The sequence below is a fragment of the Furfurilactobacillus rossiae genome, assembly GCF_013394005.1.
Classification (GTDB): domain Bacteria; phylum Bacillota; class Bacilli; order Lactobacillales; family Lactobacillaceae; genus Furfurilactobacillus; species Furfurilactobacillus rossiae.
In genome coordinates this window covers 2,692,689-2,716,060 of the sequence record NZ_CP040586.1, presented here as the reverse complement: position 1 = coordinate 2,716,060, position 23,372 = coordinate 2,692,689, and the positions used below count along the sequence as shown (strand labels likewise).

25 protein-coding genes are annotated in these 23,372 nt (G+C 42.7%); 17 read left to right on the top strand and 8 right to left on the bottom strand.

The genetic code is table 11. The features are described from left to right. Positions 1-7 precede the first annotated feature (7 nt). From LROSL1_RS12995 to LROSL1_RS12985, 3 genes are all read left to right on the top strand, one after another. Complete coding sequence (locus LROSL1_RS12995; RefSeq protein ID WP_178914876.1) at positions 8-1,240, top strand: FAD-dependent oxidoreductase; 1,233 nt, start codon at positions 8-10, stop codon at positions 1,238-1,240. Then, complete coding sequence (preA, locus tag LROSL1_RS12990) at positions 1,240-2,517, top strand: NAD-dependent dihydropyrimidine dehydrogenase subunit PreA (RefSeq protein ID WP_178914875.1); 1,278 nt, start codon at positions 1,240-1,242, stop codon at positions 2,515-2,517. Before LROSL1_RS12995 ends, preA begins: the two co-directional genes overlap by 1 nt. 278 nt (positions 2,518-2,795) lie before the next feature. Beyond that, entirely contained in the window at positions 2,796-3,359 is a 564-nt protein-coding gene (locus LROSL1_RS12985; protein ID WP_178914874.1) for a DUF1097 domain-containing protein, read from the top strand. Between the two features lie 108 nt (positions 3,360-3,467). Here LROSL1_RS12985 and LROSL1_RS12980 read toward each other — a convergent pair whose 3' ends face one another. Genes LROSL1_RS12980 through LROSL1_RS12970 form a run of 3 tightly spaced genes read right to left on the bottom strand, consistent with a single transcriptional unit; the run spans position 3,468 to position 5,882 of the window. After that, positions 3,468-3,632, bottom strand: coding sequence for a FeoB-associated Cys-rich membrane protein (locus LROSL1_RS12980; RefSeq protein WP_178914873.1), 165 nt, complete (start codon positions 3,630-3,632; stop codon positions 3,468-3,470). A gap of 35 nt (positions 3,633-3,667) precedes the next feature. Beyond that, positions 3,668-5,659, bottom strand: a complete 1,992-nt coding sequence (feoB, locus tag LROSL1_RS12975; RefSeq protein ID WP_178914872.1) for a ferrous iron transport protein B — start codon at positions 5,657-5,659, stop codon at positions 3,668-3,670. A gap of 4 nt (positions 5,660-5,663) precedes the next feature. Then, positions 5,664-5,882 (bottom strand): FeoA family protein, encoded by a 219-nt coding sequence (locus LROSL1_RS12970; protein WP_178914871.1) that lies wholly within the window; start codon positions 5,880-5,882, stop codon positions 5,664-5,666. A 172-nt stretch (positions 5,883-6,054) separates the two neighbouring features. Between LROSL1_RS12970 and sufC the strand changes: the two genes are divergently transcribed. The 9 genes from sufC (at position 6,055) to LROSL1_RS12925 (ending at position 14,662) form a co-directional block, all read left to right on the top strand. Continuing rightward, positions 6,055-6,849 carry a Fe-S cluster assembly ATPase SufC gene (gene sufC, locus LROSL1_RS12965; RefSeq protein ID WP_178914870.1) on the top strand — a complete coding sequence of 265 codons (795 nt, stop codon included), beginning with the start codon at positions 6,055-6,057 and terminating at the stop codon, positions 6,847-6,849. Positions 6,850-6,861: 12 nt separating this feature from the next. Beyond that, positions 6,862-8,160, top strand: coding sequence for a Fe-S cluster assembly protein SufD (gene sufD / locus LROSL1_RS12960; RefSeq protein ID WP_178914869.1), 1,299 nt, complete (start codon positions 6,862-6,864; stop codon positions 8,158-8,160). Beyond that, the gene (locus LROSL1_RS12955; protein WP_178914868.1) at positions 8,150-9,397 is read left to right on the top strand and encodes a cysteine desulfurase; all 1,248 of its coding nucleotides are present in this window, start codon (positions 8,150-8,152) and stop codon (positions 9,395-9,397) included. Before sufD ends, LROSL1_RS12955 begins: the two co-directional genes overlap by 11 nt. After that, positions 9,375-9,842: a Fe-S cluster assembly sulfur transfer protein SufU gene (sufU, locus tag LROSL1_RS12950; RefSeq protein WP_178914867.1), complete on the top strand. Its 468-nt coding sequence runs from the start codon at positions 9,375-9,377 to the stop codon at positions 9,840-9,842. Before LROSL1_RS12955 ends, sufU begins: the two co-directional genes overlap by 23 nt. Continuing rightward, complete coding sequence (gene sufB / locus LROSL1_RS12945) at positions 9,842-11,248, top strand: Fe-S cluster assembly protein SufB (RefSeq protein WP_178914866.1); 1,407 nt, start codon at positions 9,842-9,844, stop codon at positions 11,246-11,248. The genes sufU and sufB overlap by 1 nt, the downstream gene beginning before the upstream one ends. Positions 11,249-11,289: 41 nt before the next feature. Further along, positions 11,290-11,616, top strand: coding sequence for a metal-sulfur cluster assembly factor (locus tag LROSL1_RS12940; RefSeq protein ID WP_178914865.1), 327 nt, complete (start codon positions 11,290-11,292; stop codon positions 11,614-11,616). 61 nt (positions 11,617-11,677) lie between these two features. After that, on the top strand, positions 11,678-12,559 hold the full coding sequence (locus LROSL1_RS12935; protein ID WP_178914864.1) for a helix-turn-helix domain-containing protein: 882 nt from the start codon (positions 11,678-11,680) through the stop codon (positions 12,557-12,559). Positions 12,560-12,963: 404 nt separating this feature from the next. Further along, positions 12,964-14,016, top strand: coding sequence for a sensor histidine kinase (locus LROSL1_RS12930; RefSeq protein WP_178914863.1), 1,053 nt, complete (start codon positions 12,964-12,966; stop codon positions 14,014-14,016). Continuing rightward, positions 14,009-14,662 (top strand): response regulator, encoded by a 654-nt coding sequence (locus LROSL1_RS12925; RefSeq protein WP_178914862.1) that lies wholly within the window; start codon positions 14,009-14,011, stop codon positions 14,660-14,662. The genes LROSL1_RS12930 and LROSL1_RS12925 overlap by 8 nt, the downstream gene beginning before the upstream one ends. Before the next feature lie 139 nt (positions 14,663-14,801). Here LROSL1_RS12925 and LROSL1_RS12920 read toward each other — a convergent pair whose 3' ends face one another. Genes LROSL1_RS12920 through LROSL1_RS12910 form a run of 3 tightly spaced genes read right to left on the bottom strand, consistent with a single transcriptional unit; the run spans position 14,802 to position 16,298 of the window. Beyond that, positions 14,802-15,359, bottom strand: a complete 558-nt coding sequence (locus LROSL1_RS12920; protein WP_178914861.1) for a hypothetical protein — start codon at positions 15,357-15,359, stop codon at positions 14,802-14,804. A 52-nt stretch (positions 15,360-15,411) separates the two neighbouring features. Further along, positions 15,412-15,858: a DUF3021 domain-containing protein gene (locus tag LROSL1_RS12915; protein WP_017262475.1), complete on the bottom strand. Its 447-nt coding sequence runs from the start codon at positions 15,856-15,858 to the stop codon at positions 15,412-15,414. After that, entirely contained in the window at positions 15,855-16,298 is a 444-nt protein-coding gene (locus LROSL1_RS12910) for a LytTR family DNA-binding domain-containing protein (RefSeq protein WP_178914860.1), read from the bottom strand. Before LROSL1_RS12910 ends, LROSL1_RS12915 begins: the two co-directional genes overlap by 4 nt. 190 nt (positions 16,299-16,488) lie before the next feature. On the opposite strand from LROSL1_RS12910, the gene LROSL1_RS12905 reads away from it, so the two are divergent. The 3 genes from LROSL1_RS12905 (at position 16,489) to LROSL1_RS12895 (ending at position 17,566) form a co-directional block, all read left to right on the top strand. Further along, entirely contained in the window at positions 16,489-16,779 is a 291-nt protein-coding gene (locus LROSL1_RS12905; protein WP_017262477.1) for a hypothetical protein, read from the top strand. A 188-nt stretch (positions 16,780-16,967) separates the two neighbouring features. Next, positions 16,968-17,288 (top strand): hypothetical protein, encoded by a 321-nt coding sequence (locus LROSL1_RS12900; RefSeq protein ID WP_178914859.1) that lies wholly within the window; start codon positions 16,968-16,970, stop codon positions 17,286-17,288. Next, on the top strand, positions 17,285-17,566 hold the full coding sequence (locus LROSL1_RS12895; RefSeq protein ID WP_225351477.1) for a hypothetical protein: 282 nt from the start codon (positions 17,285-17,287) through the stop codon (positions 17,564-17,566). Before LROSL1_RS12900 ends, LROSL1_RS12895 begins: the two co-directional genes overlap by 4 nt. 64 nt (positions 17,567-17,630) lie before the next feature. On the opposite strand, the gene LROSL1_RS12890 is transcribed toward LROSL1_RS12895, so the two are convergent. Both LROSL1_RS12890 and LROSL1_RS12885 read right to left on the bottom strand, forming a co-directional pair. Beyond that, a complete protein-coding gene (locus LROSL1_RS12890; protein ID WP_178914858.1) occupies positions 17,631-19,940 on the bottom strand; it encodes a glycoside hydrolase family 31 protein in 2,310 nt (769 codons plus the stop codon). 40 nt (positions 19,941-19,980) lie between these two features. Continuing rightward, positions 19,981-21,288: an SLC45 family MFS transporter gene (locus LROSL1_RS12885; RefSeq protein WP_225440587.1), complete on the bottom strand. Its 1,308-nt coding sequence runs from the start codon at positions 21,286-21,288 to the stop codon at positions 19,981-19,983. A 274-nt stretch (positions 21,289-21,562) separates the two neighbouring features. Here LROSL1_RS12885 and LROSL1_RS12880 point away from each other — a divergent pair, with 274 nt between their 5' ends. Beyond that, positions 21,563-22,561: a LacI family DNA-binding transcriptional regulator gene (locus tag LROSL1_RS12880; RefSeq protein WP_178914856.1), complete on the top strand. Its 999-nt coding sequence runs from the start codon at positions 21,563-21,565 to the stop codon at positions 22,559-22,561. A gap of 18 nt (positions 22,562-22,579) precedes the next feature. Further along, complete coding sequence (locus tag LROSL1_RS12875; protein ID WP_178914855.1) at positions 22,580-23,212, top strand: sugar O-acetyltransferase; 633 nt, start codon at positions 22,580-22,582, stop codon at positions 23,210-23,212. Positions 23,213-23,372: the final 160 nt, after the last annotated feature.

Genomic DNA, 23,372 nt, shown 5'->3' with positions numbered 1-23,372 from the left:
ACATCTTATGAGTACAAAATACGAAAAGGAAGCACCTAGTTACACAATGACAACGGTGATGGAAGAAGCTGCGCGGTGCTTACTTTGTCATGATGCGCCATGTTCTAAAGCATGTCCTGCTGGCACCGATCCAGCACGTTTCATCCGTAGTGTTCGTTTCAGAAATCTGAAGGGTGCTGCTGAAACGATTCGTGAAAATAACGCTATGGGTGCGATTTGTGCTCGCGTTTGTCCGACTGAAAAGTATTGTGAACTTGCTTGTTCGCGGACTGGGATTGATTGCCCAATTGATATTGGCGGTATCCAACGCTTTGTGACTGACTACGAAGAACAAGAAAAAATGGACATTCTTCGCAAAGGCGATTCAAATGGGTTGAGCATTGCTATCGTCGGCAGTGGCCCTGCTGGGTTACAAACGGCGGCAACGCTGCTTCAAAAAGGTTATGCAGTCGACATTTACGAAAAGAATGAAAAGGCCGGCGGTTATCTTCGTTATGGTATTCCTGAATATCGTTTACCAGATGAAATTGTCGATGTTGAAATCAACCGGATCGTCAATCTGGGCGCAGAAATCAAGTACAACGTCACTATTGGTAAAGATGTCACGATGGCTGACTTAAAGGCTGACCACGACGCTGTTGTTGTTGCCGTAGGTGCTAGTGAAGCGAAGATGTTACCAATGTTTGAAGGCAATCCATATGTTGAAACTGCCGTTGATTTCTTAGCACGTGTTAAGGAAGCCAAGGGGGACATCGACAACATTCCTGCCAGCGCAGTTGTCGTCGGTGGTGGGGACGTTGCGATGGATGTTGCGACGACTTTAAAGCGGTTGGATGTTAAAAACGTAACGGATCTTGTTTATGAAGAATTTGATGAATTCAAGGCTTCTAAGAAGGAACTTGATGCAACTCAGAAGGCTGGTGTCACCATTGTGGACGGTTACGTTCCAACTGACGTAGATGGCAATACCGTCACCTTTAAGCATCGTCATTTAGACAGTGAAATGACCATTAAGACCGACTTGATTATTCTGGCCGTTGGTCAACAAGTTAACACAGACAACCTTGGTGTAGATACCGATCATGGTGAAGTTCAGCATGCCGGTTACAAGACTGATGACGAAAAAGTGTTCTTTACTGGTGATATTGCGCAAGGTGACAAGACCGTCGTTTGGGCCGTTCGTAAAGGTAAAGAAGTTGCCGAAGAAATTGATCAGGCATTATTAGGGGGTAACAAATAATGATTAGCAAAGATCTGTCAGTGGAATTTTTAGGAGTTCATTTTGAGAACCCGTTCCTCCTGTCTTCTTCACCTGTCGACAACTGTTATGAGATGTGTGCTAAGGCTTTTGACGAAGGCTGGGGCGGAGTTGTTTTCAAAACAATTGGTCCGAAACACTTTAAAATCAATGAAGTCTCACCACGGTTTGATGAACTGACAAAAGAAGGAACACCCTTCGTTGGATTCAAAAACATGGAACAAATCGCTGAGCATTCGTTGGAGGAAAACCTTCACGATTTACGTTATTTGAAGGATGACTACCCGAACAAGGTTGTCATTGCCTCCATCATGGGGACAAACGAAGAGGACTGGGAAACACTGGCTCAGCTGGTAACTGAGGCTGGGGCGGACATGATCGAAATGAATCTGTCGTGTCCTCAAATGACCTCTCACGAAATGGGTTCCGATGTTGGGACTAACCCTGAACTGGTTAAAAAGTACTGTGCAGCGGTTAAACGTGGTTCAGATCTGCCAATGATGGCTAAAATGACGCCTAATATTACGGACATGGTTCCTGCTGCCAAGGCCAGCATGGCCGGTGGTGCTGACGGGATTGCCACGATTAACACGGTTAAATCTGTGGCCAACATTGATTTGGATCGCAAAGTTGGTTTGCCAATTGTGAATGGTAAGTCTTCAATCTCCGGATTTTCAGGGAAGGCTGTTAAACCAATTGCACTTCGTTTCCTACAACAGTTGAGGACAGCCGCTGGTTTGGAACAATTACCAATCTCTGGGATTGGTGGGATTGAAACCTGGCAAGATGCGGCTGAATTCATTCTGATGGGCGCAACAACTTTGCAAGTGACCACTTCGGTTATGCAATATGGCTATCGAATCGTTGAAGATATGAAGAATGGTTTGATGCATTACATGGAAGATCAGCACGTTGAACATCTAAGCGAATTGATCGGTGTTGCCAACAAGAACATTGTCCCTGCCGAAGATTTGGATCGTGATTACAAAGTTTATCCGAAGATTGATTGGGACAAATGTATTGGCTGTGGCCGTTGTTATATTTCTTGTTTCGATGGTGCTCACCAGGCAATTACTTGGGATATTAAGACACGTCGTCCATCCATTGACACTAGCAAATGTGTCGGTTGTCACCTATGTAACTTAGTTTGTCCTGTTGGTGCGATTACGACCGGTGAAGTGGTTATGAAACCAGGCACTAAAGGCAATCCAGAAGATGTTCAAATTGAATCTTCACGTTTGACACACCCAGTTCAGTAAATCTGGTAAAATTTAATAGTCTCATTTTACAGGAAACTGGAACATAACGTCTCAACTCAATTTCTAATGAAACGTCAACGAGCAATTTTTCTTCAACCGCAAAAGGTCATGCGGATGAAACATTGCCGCAAACGCGGGACATAACACTGACTTTTGCTCATCTAACGCGAATAAGGCATTCATGGGAAAACGCTCATAAACGCCTTATTCGCGTTACCTGAGAAAGCCAAAACGTGTTATGTCCCGCTCTCTTTATTGACTACGAATGGAGAATTCATATGAAAATCAGTAGGAAAGTATGGTTTGATGCCATTGGAGTGGGATTCTTTACGCTAGTGTACAGCTTGATCATGAGCTATGGCTCATTGTGGATGGGTGCAGCCGCATTCGTCGCAGTTTCGTATTTCTTTGGCGCAGGTTTTCCAAAAGACAAGATTTGGAATATTTTGGCAAGCTTTGTATGTGGCATTGTTTGGGGGTTGCTGGCCTTTAGCCTGCTCCAAATAAGCTGGATTTCATCGATTTGGCCAACAGCGATTATGTTTGGCCTGCTAACCTTTGCCGTCTTGTTCTTACAGGGCACGATCATGAAGTTCACAATGGTGCCGGCCTGGCTAATCACGTGGGGAACATTTATGTTGATTGTTTCAAACGTCACGATCAAAAATTGGCCGTTGTTTGTGGTTGAGTTGTTCGCTTCAATGGCGCTGGGAATTTTTGTAATCGGTTATGCTTCTGATTACTTCAATCAGTTAATGTTCCGCTGGTTCCCAGAGCGAAAACAGGATGCGCGCCCATCAATCGAGGCGGATAGATTAACTAAAGAAAAGGAAGTTAAATAATTAAAAAATACGATTCTGATTTTGTTCTTTGAGCAAATCAGGATCGTATTTGTTTTGGATGGAAGTCATATGCAATTTAGTTTCTATCACTTTTAGTTGGTATAACTGTTAATGACGTGGTCCGCGGTACTGCATCAATTTTCTTGCCGGGCAGGCATATTCGCAACTCTCACAGGGCGGTTTGGTTGCTGACTGTCGCATGGTGTGAACGGCGATGATCACCGCAATGAGGACGATAGCGACGAAAATCAGCACATTGATCAAAACGGACATAACCTAACCTCCCATAAGAATTATTTCAAATATTGTCAAACTAACGAGCCAACTTGAAAAATAATTAGCGACAATCCGTAGGCCAAAACAGTACTTGAAATTAACGAATAGATGGCCCATTTAACAGAACCCGTTTCGGTTTTAATAGCACCGAGCGTCGCGAAACATGGGGCGTAAATCAGAATGAAAACTAACAGACTGTATGCGGATAACGGCGTAAACAGTGTGCTGAATGTTGTCACTAAGCTGGTTTGCCCGCTTAAATGAAATAGGACAATCATACTGGAACTAATGACTTCTTTAGCGAGCACCCCAGTCATCAGTGCACTGATTGTTTGCCAATTAGTAATGCCAAGTGGCGCAAAGGCCGGTTGCAACCAATGACCAATAATTGCTGAAAAACTGGCGTCAATGTTAATAACGTATCCGTGTGGACCAATGTTAGACAACAGCCAAACAAGCACTGTGCCGGCAAAAATAACGGTTCCTGTTTTCTTGACGAAACCTTTGCCTTTTTGCCAAGCACCTGCAATGACGAGGTCTAATCGAGGACGATGATAATTTGGCAAGGTTACAACAAAGTTGCTCGCGTCTTTTAATTTAAAGACCAGTTGATAAAATTTAGCCATGGCTAACGCAATCACAATACCGAGAAAATATAGGGATAAAACGATTACAGCTTGGTGTTGATTGAAGAAGGCGGTAACAAACAGACTGTAGATCGGTAGTCGAGCGGAACAACTCATAAATGGCGCGATTAAGGTCGTCACGAGACGTTCACGGGGTTGTTCAATCGTTCGCGTGGCCATGATGCCGGTTACGTTGCAACCAAAGCCAATGATCAGTGGGATGAATGCCTTGCCGTTTAAGCCAATGAGCTGCATTAACCGATCAGTGACTAGGGTGGCACGACTCATATAACCTGAATCTTCCAACACTGTAATGCAGGCAAACAGGACAAAAATTTGGGGAATAAACGTAAGCACGCCGCCGACACCAGCAATGATACCGTCGACAATCAGTGATCTTAAAAAGGGTAAGGCACCCACGACAGTTAGCCAATGATTTGTGGCCTCAGAGAGTGGTCCGGACAGGAGTGTGTTTAAATAATCGCTCATTGGTGTTCCAATCCAGTCAAACGAGAGTTTAAACATGAACCAGAAGATCCCGATGAAAACAGGCAATCCTAAGATTGGGTGTGTAACCCAGCGATCAATTTTTGTAGTAACGGTATTTTGAGGACGGTTTTCAGTAAAACTTGTAGCCGCGGCGAGCGTGTCTTCAATGAAAGTAAGTCGCACGTGAAAGATTTGGTCTGCATAATGATGCTCGCGGTACGTTTGGGTTCCCTTTGTTAATGTGTCTAGACGATGTTCATCAACATATTTAACCACTGCATCGTTGTCGCTCATGAATTGAATAGTTAACCAACGAGCAAAATTTTGTGAGAGTCGATGTTTTTTAACCAATTGTGTTGTGGCATCGCGAATATCTGCTGAAATGACTCTAGGATAATCCAATTTCAGCGGATCAGAAGTGGTTATTGTAGTTTGGTTAGATAAACAGGCACGAACCTCATCGACACCACTGTTTTGTCGAGCAGCAGTCGCGCGTACGGGGCAACCCAAACGGTGCGACAAAATGTCGAGATCATAGTGAACGTTGCTCTGTGAAAGCTCGTCCATCATGTTGAGGACTAATATTAGTGGTTTGCCGAGTTCTAACAACTCGATAGATAACAGAAGGTTTCGTTTGAGCTGACACGCGTTGGCGATGTTCAAAATGGCGTCAGTCGGGTTGTTGTCCAGCAGATAGTCTACGGTGACGGCCTCATCTTTTGTTATCGGGGTTAGTGAGCAAATGCCAGGTAGGTCGACAATGTTAATGTTTGTTTTTGGAATATTCCCTAATGTCTGGTCAACAGTGACGCCCGCCCAATTGCCAACATTGGCATATTGGTTGGTCAAACGATTGAAAAATGTCGATTTGCCAGTGTTCGGATTACCTAATAGTGCAACGGTTGTCATGACATTAGTGCCTCGTTAAGGTTTGCAACACAGCGTCCCGAACACCGATACGTTGGTCATCGAATTCAATGATTACCGGACCGTGAAATGGATAACGGCGCACGACGGTTAGGACAGTACCTGGTTCGATTCCTAGACGATGAAGTTGCCTAGAGATTCGTTTTTCAAGGTGATCCATGCAATGAACGGTTAACTGTTCATTGACCGAGACCTGTATTTCCATAAGATAACGCCCTTTCTGTGTGGATAATGGTTAAAGATTATCACGAAAGGGTTTTCATAAATATTAGGGAGATGCCTAATATACCGACAGGAATATTCCAGAATATACTTGTTTTAGATATTTGAGATCATGAAATTAATCACAAGAACACAACCGATGGAGGTCAAAGAGAATGTCAACACTCGAAGTTAAGAATTTGCATGTTGAAGTACAAGACGGTGAAAGTGGTACCGTTAAGGAAATTTTGAAGGGTGTTAATCTCTCCATGAGTACTGGTGAAATTCATGCCATCATGGGACCAAACGGAACGGGGAAGTCGACCTTATCTGAAACCATCATGGGGCAGTCTGCCTACCACGTGACACAAGGTGATATTTTATTGGACGGCAACAGTATCCTTGATATGCCAGTCGATGAGCGTGCCCGTCGAGGCTTGTTCTTGGCAATGCAATATCCAGCTGAAATACCTGGCGTTACTAACGCTGAATTTCTAAGGGCTGCTATTAATGCCCGCCGTCCAAAGGATGACCAAATTTCAGTGATGAGTTTTTTAAAGGAATTAGATAAGAATCTTGACCTCCTTGATATGAATGAAGCAATGACGGAGCGATACTTAAACGAAGGTTTTTCCGGTGGGGAAAAGAAACGGAACGAAATTCTCCAATTATTGATGATCAAACCAGCGTTTGCGCTGTTAGATGAAATTGATTCAGGATTGGATATCGATGCCTTGCAGGTGGTTGCTAAGGGTGTGAACTCCATGCGTGGCGACAATTTTGGTGCCTTAATCATTACGCATTACCAACGTTTGCTAAACTACATTAAACCTGATGTTGTTCACGTAATGATGGGTGGGCGCATTGTCAAAACTGGTGGTGCAGACCTGGCCTTGAAACTTGAAGATGAAGGTTATGCTGGTCTCCGTGATGAATTTGGCCTGGATGTTGACCTTGTGGATGAAAACTAGGAGGCAGTGATCATGAGTCAAGAAACAATGCCACTGGTTGAAGACATGGTGACAAAGCATGATGAACCCACATGGATGACCGACAAACGACGAGTAGCAATAGACCAGCTGCCAACGTTGAAGATGCCACGGGTTCAGCGATTTGATTACAGGGATTGGCAACTGATGCCGTCTACGAAAATACATTGGCAGTCATCGTCAGCCAGTTTGGCTCAATCCGAGTTGGATGCAACTACCGCAAAAATGGATGATCAACAAATTAGTATCGTTCAGGTTGGTCAAACAACCACACAAGTTAAGTTGCCAGCCCAGCTCACTAAGCAAGGTGTCCTAGTGATGGATCTATTCGATGCCATGCGGGAATATCCAGAGTTGGTCAAACAGCATTTAATGACTAATGTTATTAAAACGAATGAAACAAAGTTGACGAGTTACCATATGGCAATGTTAACAAGCGGTATCTTTGTATATGTACCACGTGGGGTCGTGGTGACCCAACCAATTGAAACGCATATCATTCAGGACAGCATGAAGACTGACCACCCGTTGATCTCGCACGTTTTAATTGTTGCTGAAGCGGGTAGTGAGTTTGCTTTCACCCAACATCTATCAACGGTTGGTGAAGCGGAAAACATTGCAAATTGTTTTGTTGAAATTGACGCTGCTGAAGACAGTCGGGTTCGTTTTTCTTCCCTTGATGCGTTTGGCCCTAAAACGGAGACTTACTTTGAACGTCGTGGATTGGCTGCCACTCATGCAAACATTGACTGGGCGGTGGGGCTACTCAATGATGGCAATACCATTGGTAACATTGATACTAATTTATTAGGCGAAGGCGCAGAAACTGACTCGAAAATGATTGCCATAACAGATGGTACGGCGCAGATGGGCATCAATAATGGTGTCACCAACCGCGGCAAACATTCAGTTGGTAATATTCTGCAACGCGGGGTTCTTTTGGGACAATCACAGTTGGTCTTTAATGGTATCGGTGACATTATTCACGGTGCTTCAGGGGCTAAGGCTGAGCAAGAAAACCGGCTTTTGATGATGTCAAACGAAGCGCGCGGAAATGCTAATCCAATTCTACTCATTGATGAAAATGATGTATTGGCGGGTCACGCCGCTAGTGTAGGTCAGGTTGATCAACAGCAACTGTATTACTTGATGAGTCGAGGAATCGACAGACAACAAGCGCAGCGGCTGGTCATTCGCGGCTTTCTCGGGGTCGTTTTGAGTGCGATTCCAGCCAAGACTGTTCGGCAGGAACTAATTACGACGATTGAAAGGAAGCTGACTGATGAAAACTGATATAAGTGATCTACGTGGCGACTTTCCAATTCTTGATCAGCTGGTTAATAATGAACCATTAACGTACTTAGACAATGCGGCAACGGCCCAGAAGCCTAATCAAGTTGTGGCCGCTTTGACACACTTTTATCAAACAGATAATGCCAATGTACATCGTGGCGTTCATACGCTGGCAGAACGTGCAACAGCCGCATATGAAGATGCTCGTCATAAAGTGACTCACTTTATCAACGCTGCTGAGCCTGCTGAAGTAATTTTCACGAAAGGCGCAACGGACAGTCTTAATTTGGTCGCTAGTACGTATGGCGAAGCCAATATTGAGGCTGGCGATGAAATCGTGATTAGCATTATGGAACATCACAGTAACCTCATTCCGTGGCAACAATTGGTTTTGCGCAAACATGCGACGTTAAAGTACATTGAGCTGACGCCAACCGGTGAATTGGACATGACAGACGCTGAGACCAAGATTACGGATAAAACAAAAATTGTTGCAGTGGCTCACGCCAGTAATGTAATGGGAACGGTCAATCCCATTGCTGCGCTGACTAAAATGGCACATCAACATGGGGCCATTATGGTTTGCGACGGTGCTCAAGCGGTGCCACATATGCCTGTTGACGTTCAAGCGCTCGACGTTGATTTTTACGCTTTCTCTGGTCACAAAATGATGGCGCCAACCGGAATCGGTGTTTTGTACGGTAAACGGGATTTGTTGGCCGCAATGCCACCGTATCAGTTTGGCGGTGAGATGATTAATTTTGTTCACAGGTACGAAAGCACTTGGAATGAATTGCCGTGGAAGTTTGAAGCTGGCACTCAAAATATCGCTGGCGCAGTGGGATTAGGCGCTGCCATCGATTATTTAGAAAACTTGGGGATGACCAATGTACAGGCACATGAGCATCAATTGGTTAACAGTTTGCTACCTCAGTTGACCGCTGATCGTCAGATTGAGGTTTACGGTCCACATGATCCTGCGAGACATACTGGCGTTATTGCATTCAATATTAAGGGACTGCATCCTCATGATGTTGCCACAGCACTGGATATGGAAGGTGTTGCCGTCCGCGCTGGTCATCATTGTGCACAGCCACTGATGGAAACGCTCGGTTTAGTGGCAACGGCCCGCGCTAGCCTGTATATCTACAATACTCAAGATGATGTGGATCGCTTAATTCGCGCACTGATCGAAACAAAGGAGTTCTTTAGTCATGAGCTTATCAAAGCTGAATAGTTTATATCGGGAAGTCATTTTGGACCACGCTGACCATCCACATCACAAACATGCACTGACCGATGCGACGACAACGATGACTGTGAAAAATCCGACCTGTGGCGATGTTATTAATTTAGATATTGATTTAAATGAGGACGATGTCATTACTAATATTGGCTTTACTGGAGAGGGCTGCACGATTAGCCAATCCTCGGCTAGTATGATGAGCGATGCGGTTCTTGGAAAAACTAAGGATGAAGCGCTTAAAATGGCGAAGACGTTTTCTGATATGGTTATGGGCAAACAGCATGATCAAGCAGATTTAGACGAATTGGATGATGCAGCAATTTTATCCAGTATTGTTAGTTTTCCAGCTCGAATTAAGTGTGCAACGCTGTCTTGGTGGGCGTTACAGCGAGCGTTATTGAGCAATCAACAAGAAGAAAGTGACGGTGAGGCGTAATGTCAGAAACGACTGCAGTACCAGTAAAAGATGAAGACTACGAGTTTGGCTTTCATGATGATATTAAGCCTGCCTACTCCACCGGGCGCGGGTTAACTGAGACCACGGTCCGTGAAATTTCGGCGGCCAAACATGAGCCGCAATGGATGCTTGATTATCGTTTGAAGGCCTACAAAATTTATCAATCCTTGCCGATGCCAACGTACGGGCCAGACTTATCGGGATTGGACTTGGCCAACATGCACTACTACCAAAAAATGACGGATAAAAAGTATCGTGATTGGGATGACGTACCGGCAGATTTGAAGAAAACGTTTGACCGACTGGGTGTGCCAGAAGCTGAAAGGAATTACTTAGCCGGTTCATCAGCACAGTATGAGTCTGAAGTGGTCTATCACAATATGCGTGACGACTTTGCCAAGTTAGGTATTATCTTTACGGATACGGACACTGCTCTTCGGGAATACCCAGATTTATTCAAAAAATGGTTCGGTAAACTGGTTTCACCCTCGGACAATAAATTTGCGGCGTTGAATGCCGCGGTTTGGTCTGGTGGCTCTTTCATTTACGTGCCTAAGGGCGTGCAAACAAGTACGCCAATTCAATCCTATTTCCGTTTGAATTCGGAGAACTCCGGGCAGTTTGAACGAACCTTAATTATCGTTGAAGAGGGCGCCAAGGTTGATTACGTTGAAGGCTGTACGGCGCCGAACTACTCTTCGGACAGTTTGCATGCAGCAGTCGTCGAGGTGAATGTACAAAAAGACGCCTATTGTCGCTACACAACGATTCAGAACTGGTCGGACAACGTTTACAGTCTTGAGACGAAACGTGCAGCTGCCGCTGAGAATGCCACGATGGAATGGGTTGACGGTAACCTCGGTTCAAAAGTGACAATGAAATATCCGAGTGTGTACCTGAACGGTGAAGGTGCTCGGGGCACAATGCTGTCCATTGCGGTCGCCAGCAATCACATCTTGCAGGATTCCGGCGCCAGAATGATCCACAACGCGAAAAACACCTCTAGTTCAATCGTCTCAAAGTCGATTTCAAAGACAGGTGGCGCGACAAACTATCGAGGAACTGTGCGGTTTGGCAAACATTCAGACGGTTCTCTAGCGCATGTGGAATGTGACACCATCATCATGGACGATCAGTCGAAATCAGACACAATTCCATACAATGAAATCAATAATGCCAACGTTTCAATGGAACATGAAGCAAAGGTTTCTAAGATCTCTGAAGAACAATTGTACTATCTGATGAGCCGTGGTATTTCCGAAGAAAAAGCCACTGAAATGATCGTCATGGGCTTCGTTGAGCCCTTTACTAAAGAGTTACCGATGGAATATGCCGTGGAATTAAACCGTTTGATCAGTTTCGAAATGGAAGGGTCGATTGGTTAGTGGAACTTGTGACTATTGAAATGAAAAGATGAGGGCAGCGAATGTTAAGAGAAGCAGCGACATTATCAAAGACGGAAACAGCGGTTATGACAGCACTCGCTGACGTGATTGATCCCGAATTAGGAATCGACATGGTGAATTTAGGTCTCATTTACAACGTAACAGTTGTTGACGGTCATTGTGACATCGCCATGACGCTGACCACTATGGGTTGTCCGCTGGGGAATATGTTAGATGATGCCATCACGGAAGCGGCACTGTCAGTTGACGGTGTTACTGAATGTGATATTCACCTCGTGTGGGAGCCAGCATGGAACATGGGGATGATGACCCGTTATGCCAAAGTGGCATTGGGCATTCATGAATAAAATGGTGTGACGCGCTTCCAAAATGAAGTCCCACATTAAACGATGACAGAAAGGTGCCAAAATGGAGACACAAGTGTTTGTTCAGCGGCGCAAAGCCCTTAAAATTTCACAAGTTAAATTGTGCCAGGGAATTTGCACGCAGGCTACTTTGAGTAAGTTTGAAAGTAATCGTCGTGTGCCGGCCTTGTCGATCTTGAGTAAACTGTGTGTTCGTTTGGGCATGACGGTAGACGACTTATATCAAGGGAAGTCGACCGCGGTTGAGTTACAAACAAAGTTAGATGCAATTGAGCGCGAATTGATGGTCGAAAACTATCAGGGTGTACTCAAACATCTCGCCAAAATTGATGCCAAACAGATTGATGCGCTGAATAGTAAGATGCAGTTGTGTTATTTGCGCGGTATTGTAAATGCCCTGATTAATCGGCAGCCAGATGACATTCTCTTTGACTTTTCGCAAATTCTAAATGATTTGGATGAAAAGCATCAAACGATTTTCACGCAGTTGGCCTTTTTGGGATCGGGCATTATGTATGATCGTCATCAGCAGCAAAAGCAGGCGTCATTTTACTTTGACAAGGTGTATCAGTACATTCGGCTAAATCAACACACGGCACTGGGAGATGAAAACCAATACTATCTTCGGGTGCTGACGCTCATTTTCTTTACGGCAGAATTTTATGCCGCTCAGCAAAACTATCGGCGCAGTAATTGGCTGATTGAAGCAGGTTTGAAAATTTGCTGTGACGAGCGGGTGACATATTACTTGCCGCGCATTAAATTTCTGGCCGCACAAAATGCAATTAACTTGCGGCATGATGCCACGGAAATTCAGCAATTGTTAGACGAGACCTTGGCCTTTGCCCGGATTAACCGCAATGAGGTTGTTCAGGTGAAGTTGGCGGCCTTAAAATGCCAATTTAAACAACAATGTAGTAACTAGCAGAACAGACAGCAAATAAAAACGGCGATGATCACCTCTGATTTGGAGTAGATCATCGCTGTTTTTGTTGGCCACGTATCTATTTAGAGAAACGATACATAGACGGTGTCATCTGTGATTACTAGAGTTTTTTAAACTGTGCGCAACCCAATAAAAAGAGTAGTTTAATTCTCGGTAAGCGTTTACAAATAGTCTGTATATGTTAAGCTATTTTATATTAATGTGACCGTATAAAGACGGTCGTGCTCGGGGATTATAGTTCATTTCTTGTGAAATAGTGAACTATTCTAATCAAAAGGTTTAGATGTTATCGGAGTTCAGCCCTCTCCTCTTGAGCGATTTTAGTTAGTGTGCGAAACAGCATGGTAACAGTCGTTTAATGTGTGTTTGAAGGGGGTTATTTTGTGTTTGATAAAGATCAATTGATTCATAATTACTTTGAACAGGCACCTGAGGCAATTTTGATCTTTCAGGACGACGAATTAATTGCCAGTAATGCCCTGGCACAAACTTTGGAGAATAAGTTAAACTTTTCGCCTCAGTACTTGATTGAAATTGTTCAAGCAACGTTATGGCGTAATCGTGATCGAAGCGGCTGTCAACGTTGTCAGGTGATGAATTCAACGACAGACTTTTCAATGCCTGTATTGTCTCAGTGCACCGACAGTCAACTCACAAATTATGCTATGACTTACACGGTGCTTGATGCCGCTTCTAACACATTTGCATTGACACTTAAAAGTTGTGGTGCCATCGATCGCGTGAATATGCTGGCTGACCGACGCAAACAGAATTGTGCGATCAATGATGCTCAGGAACAAGCGCGCAAAACGATTTCTGCAGATCTCCATGACAGCATTGCACAGGGCGTCTACGCCGCTATAATGGGCGTGCGTAAATTAAACGAACCCTGCTGTTGTGAGTGTGCCAGCGTGATGCACAAACGGACAGGAATCATTGAAGCACAATTACGTGATACATTGCGTGAAGTAAAGGACATGGCAATCAACATTCGGCCATCGGTGTTGGATGCCTTTGGGCTAGTCGAAGCGTTTAAAACACTGGCGGAACGAATTGAGACGGCGACTGGTGTTACGATTACGGTGGCTGGCAATGCGACTGGCGATAATTTAACCCCAGCGGTTCAAAATACGTTATATCGAATTGCTCAAGAAGCCATCAATAATGTGTTGAAACATGCTGAGGCGACTGAAGTTCTCCTTTTGTTTGTGGCACATCAACATTATGTATCACTGCAAATTATTGATAATGGTGTTGGATTTGAAGTGGCCGATCACCAAGCGTTTAACGGTCATTCATTAGGGTTACACGATATGGCAGATCGAATTAAAGCGTTAAACGGTGTTTTTGAAATTGACTCAAAACTTGACGTTGGCACCACAATTACCGTCAAGTTTCCGATTAAAGTGATGGAAGGAAGTCTTCCGGATGCTTAGTGTCTTAGTAGCAGACGATCATGCGGTTGTACGCTCTGGCCTGACTTATTTAATCAATAAACAGCCGGGGTTAAGGGTGGTTGACGAGGCCGCAACTGGAACTGAAGCATCTTTGCGTGTAGAAGAGGGTGGCATTGACATATTGGTCATGGATCTCAGTATGCCGCCCGGTGAAAATGGCTTGGTGACAACGAAACGTTTGCATGCCGCGTTTCCCAAGACTAAAATTCTGATTTTATCAATGCACGATGAACGAACTTATATTAATCAGGCCATCAAAAATGGTGCGATGGGATACGTGCTTAAAAGCTCACCCGACACAGAGGTTATTCGCGGATTGACAGTTATTGCGAGCGGGAAGAAATATCTCGATAATAATATCAAAATGACGGCATCGGATATCGATAAAATTAACCCGGATGCCACTGCTGTGGAGCTTGGAAGTTATCAAGCATTGTCAAAACGTGAACAAGAGGTCCTGCCGCTGATAGCACTCGGATACTCGAATAAGGAAATTGCTACCAAACTGTTTATCTCGACAAAAACTGTCGAGGCACACAAGGCCAATATTATGCGCAAACTGGATATTCATGTTCATGTCGACTTGGTACGTTATGCGATTAAGCATCACTTAATTGAATTCTAAATGATGAGATTGACTGACGGAAGCGCACTAATAGCTGAAAATCTTAAAAATGTTACACGTGAAACCGAAATACAGTTTAGTCATCTAAAAAGGCTTGAAGAATTGACCTAATTGGTCGAGTTCTCAAGTCTTTTTTTAGTCATTGTTGATGACGTGCAATTCGTGCCGCACGTTTACGTTGGTGGCGTTGTTCACGTTCTGCGTGCCGGTTTTCATGTAGTGTCATAGTTTTAGCCATTGCTTCTGGATATCGTCTTTTAGCACGTAACCAAACTAGTCCGCGTTGAACCAGTAATGTGATGCCAAGATACAACAAGATGGTTGCATTACTGCCGTGCCAAGTCAGGCCGGCTAAAGAATGGATGAATAAACCAACTATCCACAAGGCAATCGTCACCCAGTTGCCTTGTCTCATGACTGTGCCAGTTTTATCAATCCACAGGCGGTAAGAAAGTGTTCGCAGATAACCAAATAAGACAGCACTGATTAAGGATCCTAAAACGAATAGTCCTGCACCTGCTGTAATGATCAAATGATCGTGCGTGATGGCATCAGCAACTGAAGCAACACCAAACAAAATCAAGAAAAGATACAGCGTTAAATTGAGTTGGATTCGATGTGGGGACAATTGACGTTTGAGTACGGCATATAGTGCAAAAAGTGCCAAGACGATATTAGTAAATGCGATATTTTGCATGTTAGCTCCGATTTGTTTTGTTTAGACAGGAGAATTATGGTGATTACAGGTTTCAATCATGTAATTTTGCGTTAAAGGCGCGGACTTCGTGACGGGCCGTAATCATGGAAGTCAACCAAATGATGAAGTAAACGATGACAAAAATGAGGGTGAAAAACGAAAGCCAGAAGAAGTTTAAAGGGAACCAACCACAGAGAATGGCCAGCGGGGTGAAACCTACATAGGTAATTAGAAAGTGGACTATTGTTTGTTTAGTAATGCTCCATTGGTCTACTTCAAACGCCAAGCTAGAAATTGCGAATACACATCCGATCAAGGCCCAAAGTAATGCAGAAACGGCGGTGGCTGAGGTAGATGAGGAGAAATGTGACATGAAGGTGGGCGCGGAAGGCGCGTAGTCTTTGCTCTGATAAATAAATGCAAAGGTTAAGCTGATTAGGAAACCAGTTGTAATACCAATGGTTATGCCCCGGAGAAGATAGCTAATTAATTTTTTCATGAGAGCAACTCCTTTCTAATTTCACGCGTGTATCTTCGTGAAGTGTACGTTTGTTGACCGTCACGTAAAATGATTTGGTACATCCCGGTTGGTGTTAGAACAAATTCCTTGATCCAGGCTATGCGAATGATTTCACTACTTGAAGTTCGAATAAATAAATTATGCGGTAGCGTACTGGCGAGCTCATAAATACGTTGGTGTAGTTCGTACTCACCATCGAGTGTCTGACAAATAACACGTTTGCCGCTGGTTTGAATGCGATTAATCTCTAAAACGGAGATCATTTTACGTTTGGTGTCGCGGTAGCCAGTTAGATTTAGCGAATTAGATAATTGTTGAATTTCATCACTTAATTGGACAAGCTGTGGCGTTTTCTCAGCGGCGTGGATGGTGATGAATGGTTCTAAAATTGTTGAAATGATTTCAAAATTTATTTTCACCGTAAGCACTCCCTTCTGTTGAATTAACCATACGCAGAAATTGCGTCGCTGTCATGTCTTTACTGACAAACGGTCAGTTTGACAGGATAAATGGTCATTAATTTTATGTTAACCGTTTGAATTTTCAAGCAAAATCAAAGAAAGATTATCATCATGTCTGTTAGACTGGATAACAGGAAGGGTGAACAGAATGACTCCACAAAAATTGTTGCGGCACGTTAATCGCATCACCGAATCGGGCAAGAAAAAGTTACTGGTTGTGATTAATCCGTTGCGCGTGTATGAATTTGGTTTAAGCACACAACCATATGTTGAGGACAACATCGAGTGGTTCACTGGGGATATGCGGCGCGTTGTTAAAGTTTTATCGGATCACGATATTCCGTCAGATTTTTTGGAACAGCGTGATGGTAAAATCGACGAACCGCACCAGGTGTACAGTTATCAACTGGATGAAATTAAGCGACGACAGATGAAGTAAACTAGGAACTGTAGTGCGCGAATGTTTTTAGAAAATCGATAAATGTAAAACGCGGAATTCCGATTTATTTCAAAATCTGAATTCCGCGTTTTCTTTTTATCAACTTGTTGTGAATGAAAAAGTGACGTAATTTCGATAGTCTAGGAGGGCCTGAGCTGATATGCCTTAACTGAAGGAAGTGGTTTAAGATGCAAGTGGTATTTGACAAGGCGGGTTGCAAGTCTTTTTTCAAGAAGTTCAGAAGCCAGCAGCATCAGATGCAAACAGAAATTTTAGAAGCTGTTGATGAAGAGATCAATAGCGGTATGAGCAAAACTAAAATTGCCGCTCATGAGCGAATTAACGGGCGTTCCATTCATGAGTTTCGTCTAAATTTGGGCACGGTTGGTTCGGCTCGGGTGGCCTTTTATGTTAACAACCAATTAGCAACTGTGCTATTCATATCGACTGATTTACAAAAACGAACGTTCACTGACGAATTGGAAAGATTTTTGAAGGAGCGAGGATGATGCGTTTAATTCCAGTTAAACAGGCTGAAAATATCCTGAAACAGGTATGCAAACCTGGCAAAAATATCGCAATTGTGTTGTTAACGCGTAAAAAAGATCGCTCATTAAAGATTGAACGGTCGGAGCACTTACTGACTGTGACTGAGCAGGGGTACCGAAATGAAACGAAATACATTTCGTTTGATAATCATGAAGGTAAGGTGATATTGCGACAGGCCTTTAAACGTGAGTTTCCTAGAAGTCATGAGGTATACATAAATAGTCATTGGCACGATTAAAAACACCCTTTATGCGGCTATGATTGGTCGCGTAAAAGGTGTTTTTAGAAATGATTAGAATTAGCTATTTAGTTACATATGTTTTTGTTGTGTCGTCATACGTAAACAGAAGATTCTTACCGTTTGCTTCAACATGGATTGTCCGATAAATGGGCTTATAGCCATGTTTGGTTAATTCAATACAACAGTGACCATTGTCGGACACTTTGATGTTATATAAATTATATTCACCATCTTGATATTTAAAGTCTTCACCATTGTCTTGATAGTGAACATAGCTACCCCGGGCGCCAAACAATCTAAAGGTCATTTCGTCTGCTGGTGCATCTTCAAGGTGATTAACTGCCTTACCCCATGGTAAGATGCTCCCCGTCTTAATAAAGACAGGTAATTGATCAAGTTGTGCATTTGCAAGAATATTAGTATTACCGGTATATTGAACGCCGGTAAACAAGTCAATCCAAGAACCTTCAGGAAGATAAACAGATCTATTAGTTTGACCCTGTTGAACGATTGGAGCGACTAGGACTTGATTGCCGACCATATATTCGTCATTTAGATTGCGGACTTTCGGGTCACCTGGGTAATTAAGAACTAATGGACGAAATACTGGTAATCCATTCTTAGCTTCTAGAGAGAAACAGTCGTATAAGTACGGAATGAAATGGTAACGCAAACGCAAGAATTTACGATAGATATTTAGTACCTTATCGCCAAAAACCCATGGCTCCTGATCTCGAACTTGAAGAACACAGTGGTTCCTAAGCAATGGTGAGAAGATGGCACCCTCAATCCATCGGGTTAACAGCTCAGGCGTAGTATCAGCACTAAAGCCACCTATGTCTGTACCTGCAAAACTAAAACCACTTAATCCAAGATTACTCATTTGTGGAATCATCATTTGTAAGTGTGACCAGATACTTTGATTGTCGCCTGTCCAAATAGTTGAATATTTTTGGGTCCCAGAATAAGCGGCACGAGTGATAACGTATGGACGTTTGCCAGTTTCGTTTTTGATCCCCTCAAACGTTGCTTTAGCCATGTTATGACCATAAACATTGTTCATTCGTTTGAGGGAAGAAGGTTTATCTTCGTCGGTCATTACAACATCTTCTGGCATGTCGCCATCAAATGTTGCTGGCTCATTCATATCTGTCCAGATGCCAGCTGCACCATTGTCCAACAAGAATTTACAGTGTTTTGCCCACCATTGACGGACATCGGGATTACCGAAATCTGGAAATGCTGATTTTCCAGGCCAAACGCGGTTGATATATATACTGCCATCAGTGCCTTTGGCAAAGTATCCGTTTTTGACACCTTCTTGGTAGATATTGTAATTATCGTCTTGTTTTACGCCAGGGTCGAGGATTGGAATGACACGAACACCACGTTTGCGTAAATCAGAAAGCAATTTTTTTGGATTCTTGTACTTGTTTTTATCCCAAGTGAAAACCCTGTAGCCATCCATATAGTCGATATCAAAATGGACTGCTTCTAAGGGAAGATCGTATTCTTCAAACTTATCGACAATTTCCTCTACTTTGGCCTGACTCATACTATATCCCCAACGTGACTGCTGATAGCCAAGCATCCAGCGTTGAGGTAATGGCGTCGTACCGGTCAAATATGTGTAGTTTGAAATGACGTCTTTTAAAGTTTTGCCGCCTAAAACATAGTAGTCAATATTGCCATCCACAGCTGAGTAAAAATAGTAACCTTGATTTTCTTTACCAAGATCGAAATGACTACGATAAGTGTTGTCAAAGAACATTCCATAAGGATGCCCATTCTTTAGACCGAATAGAGCTGGAATTGATTTATATAGATGAGTGAAAGTTTCGATGTGCGGGCGCGGCTCATCCATGTTCCAATTATCGTACTCATAGCCTCTTTTATTGAGATAACCGGTTTTATCACCTAACCCATAAAACTGTTCATCATCTGCTAATGTTTTCACAATTTCATAGTAGGAATCTTCAGCGCTATTCACAGCGGAGACTTCGTGTCCCTCTGCTCGAACGATTTTTTTATGAGCTTCATCGATATGCTTATCGATTGGCTGACGAGTGCCGCGGTAGTCCATAATTAACGGCTGATCATTAGCATCGTAAACATCTAGCATTAAATTCTTGTAAACTTTTAGTTTAAGATTAGTTGTGGTTATTTCAAGGTGATTGCCATTCTGCTCGACAGAGTAGTCTGTTGGCTTAAACTTATTCCCCTCAATGGCATAGGAATTAGTTGCCTTTTTATGATTTTCGAAAACACGAATGATGCTGTCCGTTAAAATGGACAGTTGCAAAGATTCAGTTGCGTTCTTAATGTTGATTATCTGATTTTCATTTGAAAAAGTAAGTTTAGTGTTTGCCATGTTTAAAACTCCTAAAATTTTGATCTTAATGCATCAATCTTTAATTTTCTGCTGGATGTTCAACATGAATGACACCCATAAGTGCAGCACCAATCAACCAGGCGATACCACCGATGATAGTCATTGCGGGCATCGAGTGTCCAACCATTGGAAAGAGTACAAAGCTAGCTAGCGATGCCACAATCTGCGGTAGACAAATGAATATGTTGAACAGTCCCATGTAGGCGCCATCATCTTGACCATCAGTTGAAGTGGTGAAAATAGCGAATGGTTCTGCATGCATAGTCAGGAAACAAATTCCGATTAACACAAAAGCAAAAATTAAAACATATTGGTTGTGAGTAAGGGCAGTCCAAATCATTCCTAAACCGCCGGCCAGTAATCCAATACGATACCAGAAGGGGCGTTTGTACTGACTTGTTCTAGACAGCACGAGGAAGCCGTACAATATACCAACAATCGATTGAACAAATGTTAAAATTCCGTACCAGTTACCAGCTGACTGGAAGCCTGCAGAGGTAGCATTGGCGGTGTGCCAAACATTTTGAGCGATAGTACCGGTACTATAAGTCCATAGATATTGAATGCCAAAGTAAGCGAAGAACTGAATGAAGGCAACTTCCCAAAATGTTTTCGGTGCTTCTTTCATCAGAGTAATAAAGGATTTCTTTTGTTTCTTTTCTTTGTAATCAAAGTCGTGATACTTAGCGTATGTAATAGGGTCGTATTCCTTAACAGAAACGATTGTATAAATTGATGTCAGTAATAGTACAAATGCGGCTAAGTAAAATGAGAGTTTGACTGATGTGGGAACGACACCACGTTTAGCAACGTTAGCGATTCCAAATCCAGTTAAGACGAAGGGACACAGATTAGCAAGCACGCCGCCAATATTGCTGAAAGCTTGTTGCCATGACCAGGCTTGATCCTTTTGATCTTCATTAACCATATCACCTATAATCATGCGGAATGGTTGCATGCAAGCATTGTTTGAGAGATCCATCAACAGAATGGCTGTGGCACCAAAAATTAGAGCAGCCATTGAACCATAACCAAAGCCGAATGAACCAGCATTTGGCAGTAATGCAAGGACGATTGCTGCAAATGGGGCAGAAACCATCAAAATTGGCATACGACGACCAAATCTTGGTGACCAAAAACCGTCGGAAAACTTACCAAGGATAGGTTGAACAATCATTCCAATAAGTGGCGGTAAGATGAAAAATAGACCAAGTTTATTTGGGTCGGCACCTAAGGTCTGAAAAATTCGACTCATTTGTGAAGTTTGCAGGGAGAAGGCCATGTTGACACCTATAAAGCCAAAGGTGATTGCAAACATAATCTTCATTGATATATTCGGTAATGAATGATGTTGCTGCGGGTGTTGTACGTCAACTTTCGTAGCAGTGTTATGTGTAATTCCTTCCACAAAGAACATCTCCTAAAAACATTTTGTTTTATGTAAACGCTTACAGTGGTATTGTAGATTCAAATGTAAACGTTTACAACCCCTGAAATACAATTTGTGAAGTAAAATAAAAAAGATACCAAATCAAAAGAACATGAGACTTGGCATCGGTAAGATGATCTAAAAATTTTATTTTAAGCAAAGGGTAGTTTAAATGAGTGAAGATAATCGTATTACGATTAAAGACATCGCTAGAGAGACGGGATTATCAATCGCCACCGTGTCGCGAATTTTATCAGGCAAGGGACAACACAACGGCGATACCGTAAAACATGTATTAAATGTTGCTGAACAACTTGGGTATGTTAAAAATACTGCTGCTGTTGACCTAGTTAAACGTCAAAGTCACGTAATTGCAGTTATTGTTTCAGATACAAAGTCAAATTTTAGTTCGAGTATTATTACGGCTATTGAAAATCAGGCAGCTGCAAATGATTTTGATGTGTTTATTCTATATGCAGGCAATAATGATTCGTCTTCTCAATCACGTGCCATTAAGACAGTGATTGAACGTGCAGTGAAGGGGATTATTTTAGTTTCACTTGAATTAAATGAACACGTTAAGAGCATTTTAGCCGATACGACGATTCCGAGTATCTTTTTGTCAACAGCAGTTAAAGATCAGCGTTTTCCTTATGTAACGTCGGATAACTACCAAATGGGTTATAAAGCCACCGAATTTTTAATTAAAAAAGGGCATCGTAGTATTGGCCTCATTGGTATTCCGCAGCATGGCTCAATTAGTGATCGAATTCGTGGTTACGAACAGTGTCTACATGATTACCAAATACCCTTCAACGATAAGCATATTCAAATTGGTGATTGCCTCTACGAGGATGGATCGAATGCATTGACTAAGTTTGAAAATCAATTACCCATAACGGCTGCTATTTGCGCGAGCGATGTTGTTGCTATAGGAATGATGAATTCCGTGAAAGATGCAGGCTATAGGGTTCCAGATGATTTGAGCCTAATCAGTTTTGACGGTACAGAATTGGTTGATTATGTAAGACCGGCCATAACAAGTGTTACGCAGTCCTTCTATAACATGGGCATAGAAGGTGTAAATTACTTACTCAATGATGCGACGATTAAAATGAAATACTTGCCTTTTAAAATTATTGAACGTCAATCGACGCAAAAATTAATTTAAAGAATCGAGGATCTTATTATGGATACAGATTATGAAAAAATGTTGTCTGGGCGCTTATATAATGCTGACAACGATCAATTGGTAGCAATGAGACATCAAACACGTAAAATGATTTATCGATATAATAATACGGATCCGGATGATGACGATGGTCGTAATAAGATGTTGAAGACGTTGATAGACTGTCCTTCGGGAGATGCATACATTGAGGCACCTATGCATATGGATTACACCAAGAATATGCATGTTGGTCGTCGATTCTACGCTAACTATAATGCAGTGTTTTTGGATGTTGCGCCGATTAATATCGGAGATAATGTGATGCTTGGTCCGTCTGTTGAACTGTACACTGCCGGGCATCCCATTGCGGCTGATGTTCGTAATATGGGATTAGAGTATGGTTATTCCATTACCATTGGCAATGACGTATGGATTGGTGGTGGCGTGAAAGTCTGTCCAGGTGTGAACATCGGCAATAACGTGATTATTGCGGCTGGGGCAGTTGTAGTGAGTGACGTTCCTGACAATGTTATTGTTGGTGGAACGCCCGCCAAGACTATTCGGAAAATTGGTGCAGAAGATGAAAAAAAGTGGACTGAGGAAAAAATGAATTATTTTGACACGGTCCAAAAAGAACCGACGAATGTTTAATATAACTGAAGCTCAAACGGCAAAAGTCATATGTCAATTTCTGTGAGGTCGGCTAGAAATTAGAATTATTGTATTTATGGATGTTTAAAAACTTTTTGTGATCAATGTATGCTGAACAGATTAATTAAATGGTTTCCTTTTTAAAACATGTGAAATGAAC

Bases quoted from the DNA above. Each gene is read 5' to 3' on its own strand.
- LROSL1_RS12980 (WP_178914873.1), bottom strand. From the start codon at position 3,632: ATGTCCGTTTTGATCAATGTGCTGATTTTCGTCGCTATCGTCCTCATT.
- LROSL1_RS12970 (WP_178914871.1), bottom strand. From the start codon at position 5,882: ATGGAAATACAGGTCTCGGTCAATGAACAGTTAACCGTTCATTGCATG.
- sufB (WP_178914866.1), top strand. From the start codon at position 9,842: ATGTCAGAAACGACTGCAGTACCAGTAAAAGATGAAGACTACGAGTTT.
- LROSL1_RS12925 (WP_178914862.1), top strand. From the start codon at position 14,009: ATGCTTAGTGTCTTAGTAGCAGACGATCATGCGGTTGTACGCTCTGGC.
- LROSL1_RS12985 (WP_178914874.1), top strand. From the start codon at position 2,796: ATGAAAATCAGTAGGAAAGTATGGTTTGATGCCATTGGAGTGGGATTC.
- LROSL1_RS12900 (WP_178914859.1), top strand. From the start codon at position 16,968: ATGCAAGTGGTATTTGACAAGGCGGGTTGCAAGTCTTTTTTCAAGAAG.
- sufC (WP_178914870.1), top strand. From the start codon at position 6,055: ATGTCAACACTCGAAGTTAAGAATTTGCATGTTGAAGTACAAGACGGT.
- LROSL1_RS12890 (WP_178914858.1), bottom strand. From the start codon at position 19,940: ATGGCAAACACTAAACTTACTTTTTCAAATGAAAATCAGATAATCAAC.
- preA (WP_178914875.1), top strand. From the start codon at position 1,240: ATGATTAGCAAAGATCTGTCAGTGGAATTTTTAGGAGTTCATTTTGAG.
- sufU (WP_178914867.1), top strand. From the start codon at position 9,375: ATGAGCTTATCAAAGCTGAATAGTTTATATCGGGAAGTCATTTTGGAC.
- LROSL1_RS12880 (WP_178914856.1), top strand. From the start codon at position 21,563: ATGAGTGAAGATAATCGTATTACGATTAAAGACATCGCTAGAGAGACG.
- LROSL1_RS12915 (WP_017262475.1), bottom strand. From the start codon at position 15,858: ATGAAAAAATTAATTAGCTATCTTCTCCGGGGCATAACCATTGGTATT.
- LROSL1_RS12885 (WP_225440587.1), bottom strand. From the start codon at position 21,288: ATGAAGATTATGTTTGCAATCACCTTTGGCTTTATAGGTGTCAACATG.
- LROSL1_RS12895 (WP_225351477.1), top strand. From the start codon at position 17,285: ATGATGCGTTTAATTCCAGTTAAACAGGCTGAAAATATCCTGAAACAG.
- LROSL1_RS12875 (WP_178914855.1), top strand. From the start codon at position 22,580: ATGGATACAGATTATGAAAAAATGTTGTCTGGGCGCTTATATAATGCT.
- LROSL1_RS12995 (WP_178914876.1), top strand. From the start codon at position 8: ATGAGTACAAAATACGAAAAGGAAGCACCTAGTTACACAATGACAACG.
- feoB (WP_178914872.1), bottom strand. From the start codon at position 5,659: ATGACAACCGTTGCACTATTAGGTAATCCGAACACTGGCAAATCGACA.
- sufD (WP_178914869.1), top strand. From the start codon at position 6,862: ATGAGTCAAGAAACAATGCCACTGGTTGAAGACATGGTGACAAAGCAT.
- LROSL1_RS12955 (WP_178914868.1), top strand. From the start codon at position 8,150: ATGAAAACTGATATAAGTGATCTACGTGGCGACTTTCCAATTCTTGAT.
- LROSL1_RS12940 (WP_178914865.1), top strand. From the start codon at position 11,290: ATGTTAAGAGAAGCAGCGACATTATCAAAGACGGAAACAGCGGTTATG.
- LROSL1_RS12905 (WP_017262477.1), top strand. From the start codon at position 16,489: ATGACTCCACAAAAATTGTTGCGGCACGTTAATCGCATCACCGAATCG.
- LROSL1_RS12920 (WP_178914861.1), bottom strand. From the start codon at position 15,359: ATGCAAAATATCGCATTTACTAATATCGTCTTGGCACTTTTTGCACTA.
- LROSL1_RS12935 (WP_178914864.1), top strand. From the start codon at position 11,678: ATGGAGACACAAGTGTTTGTTCAGCGGCGCAAAGCCCTTAAAATTTCA.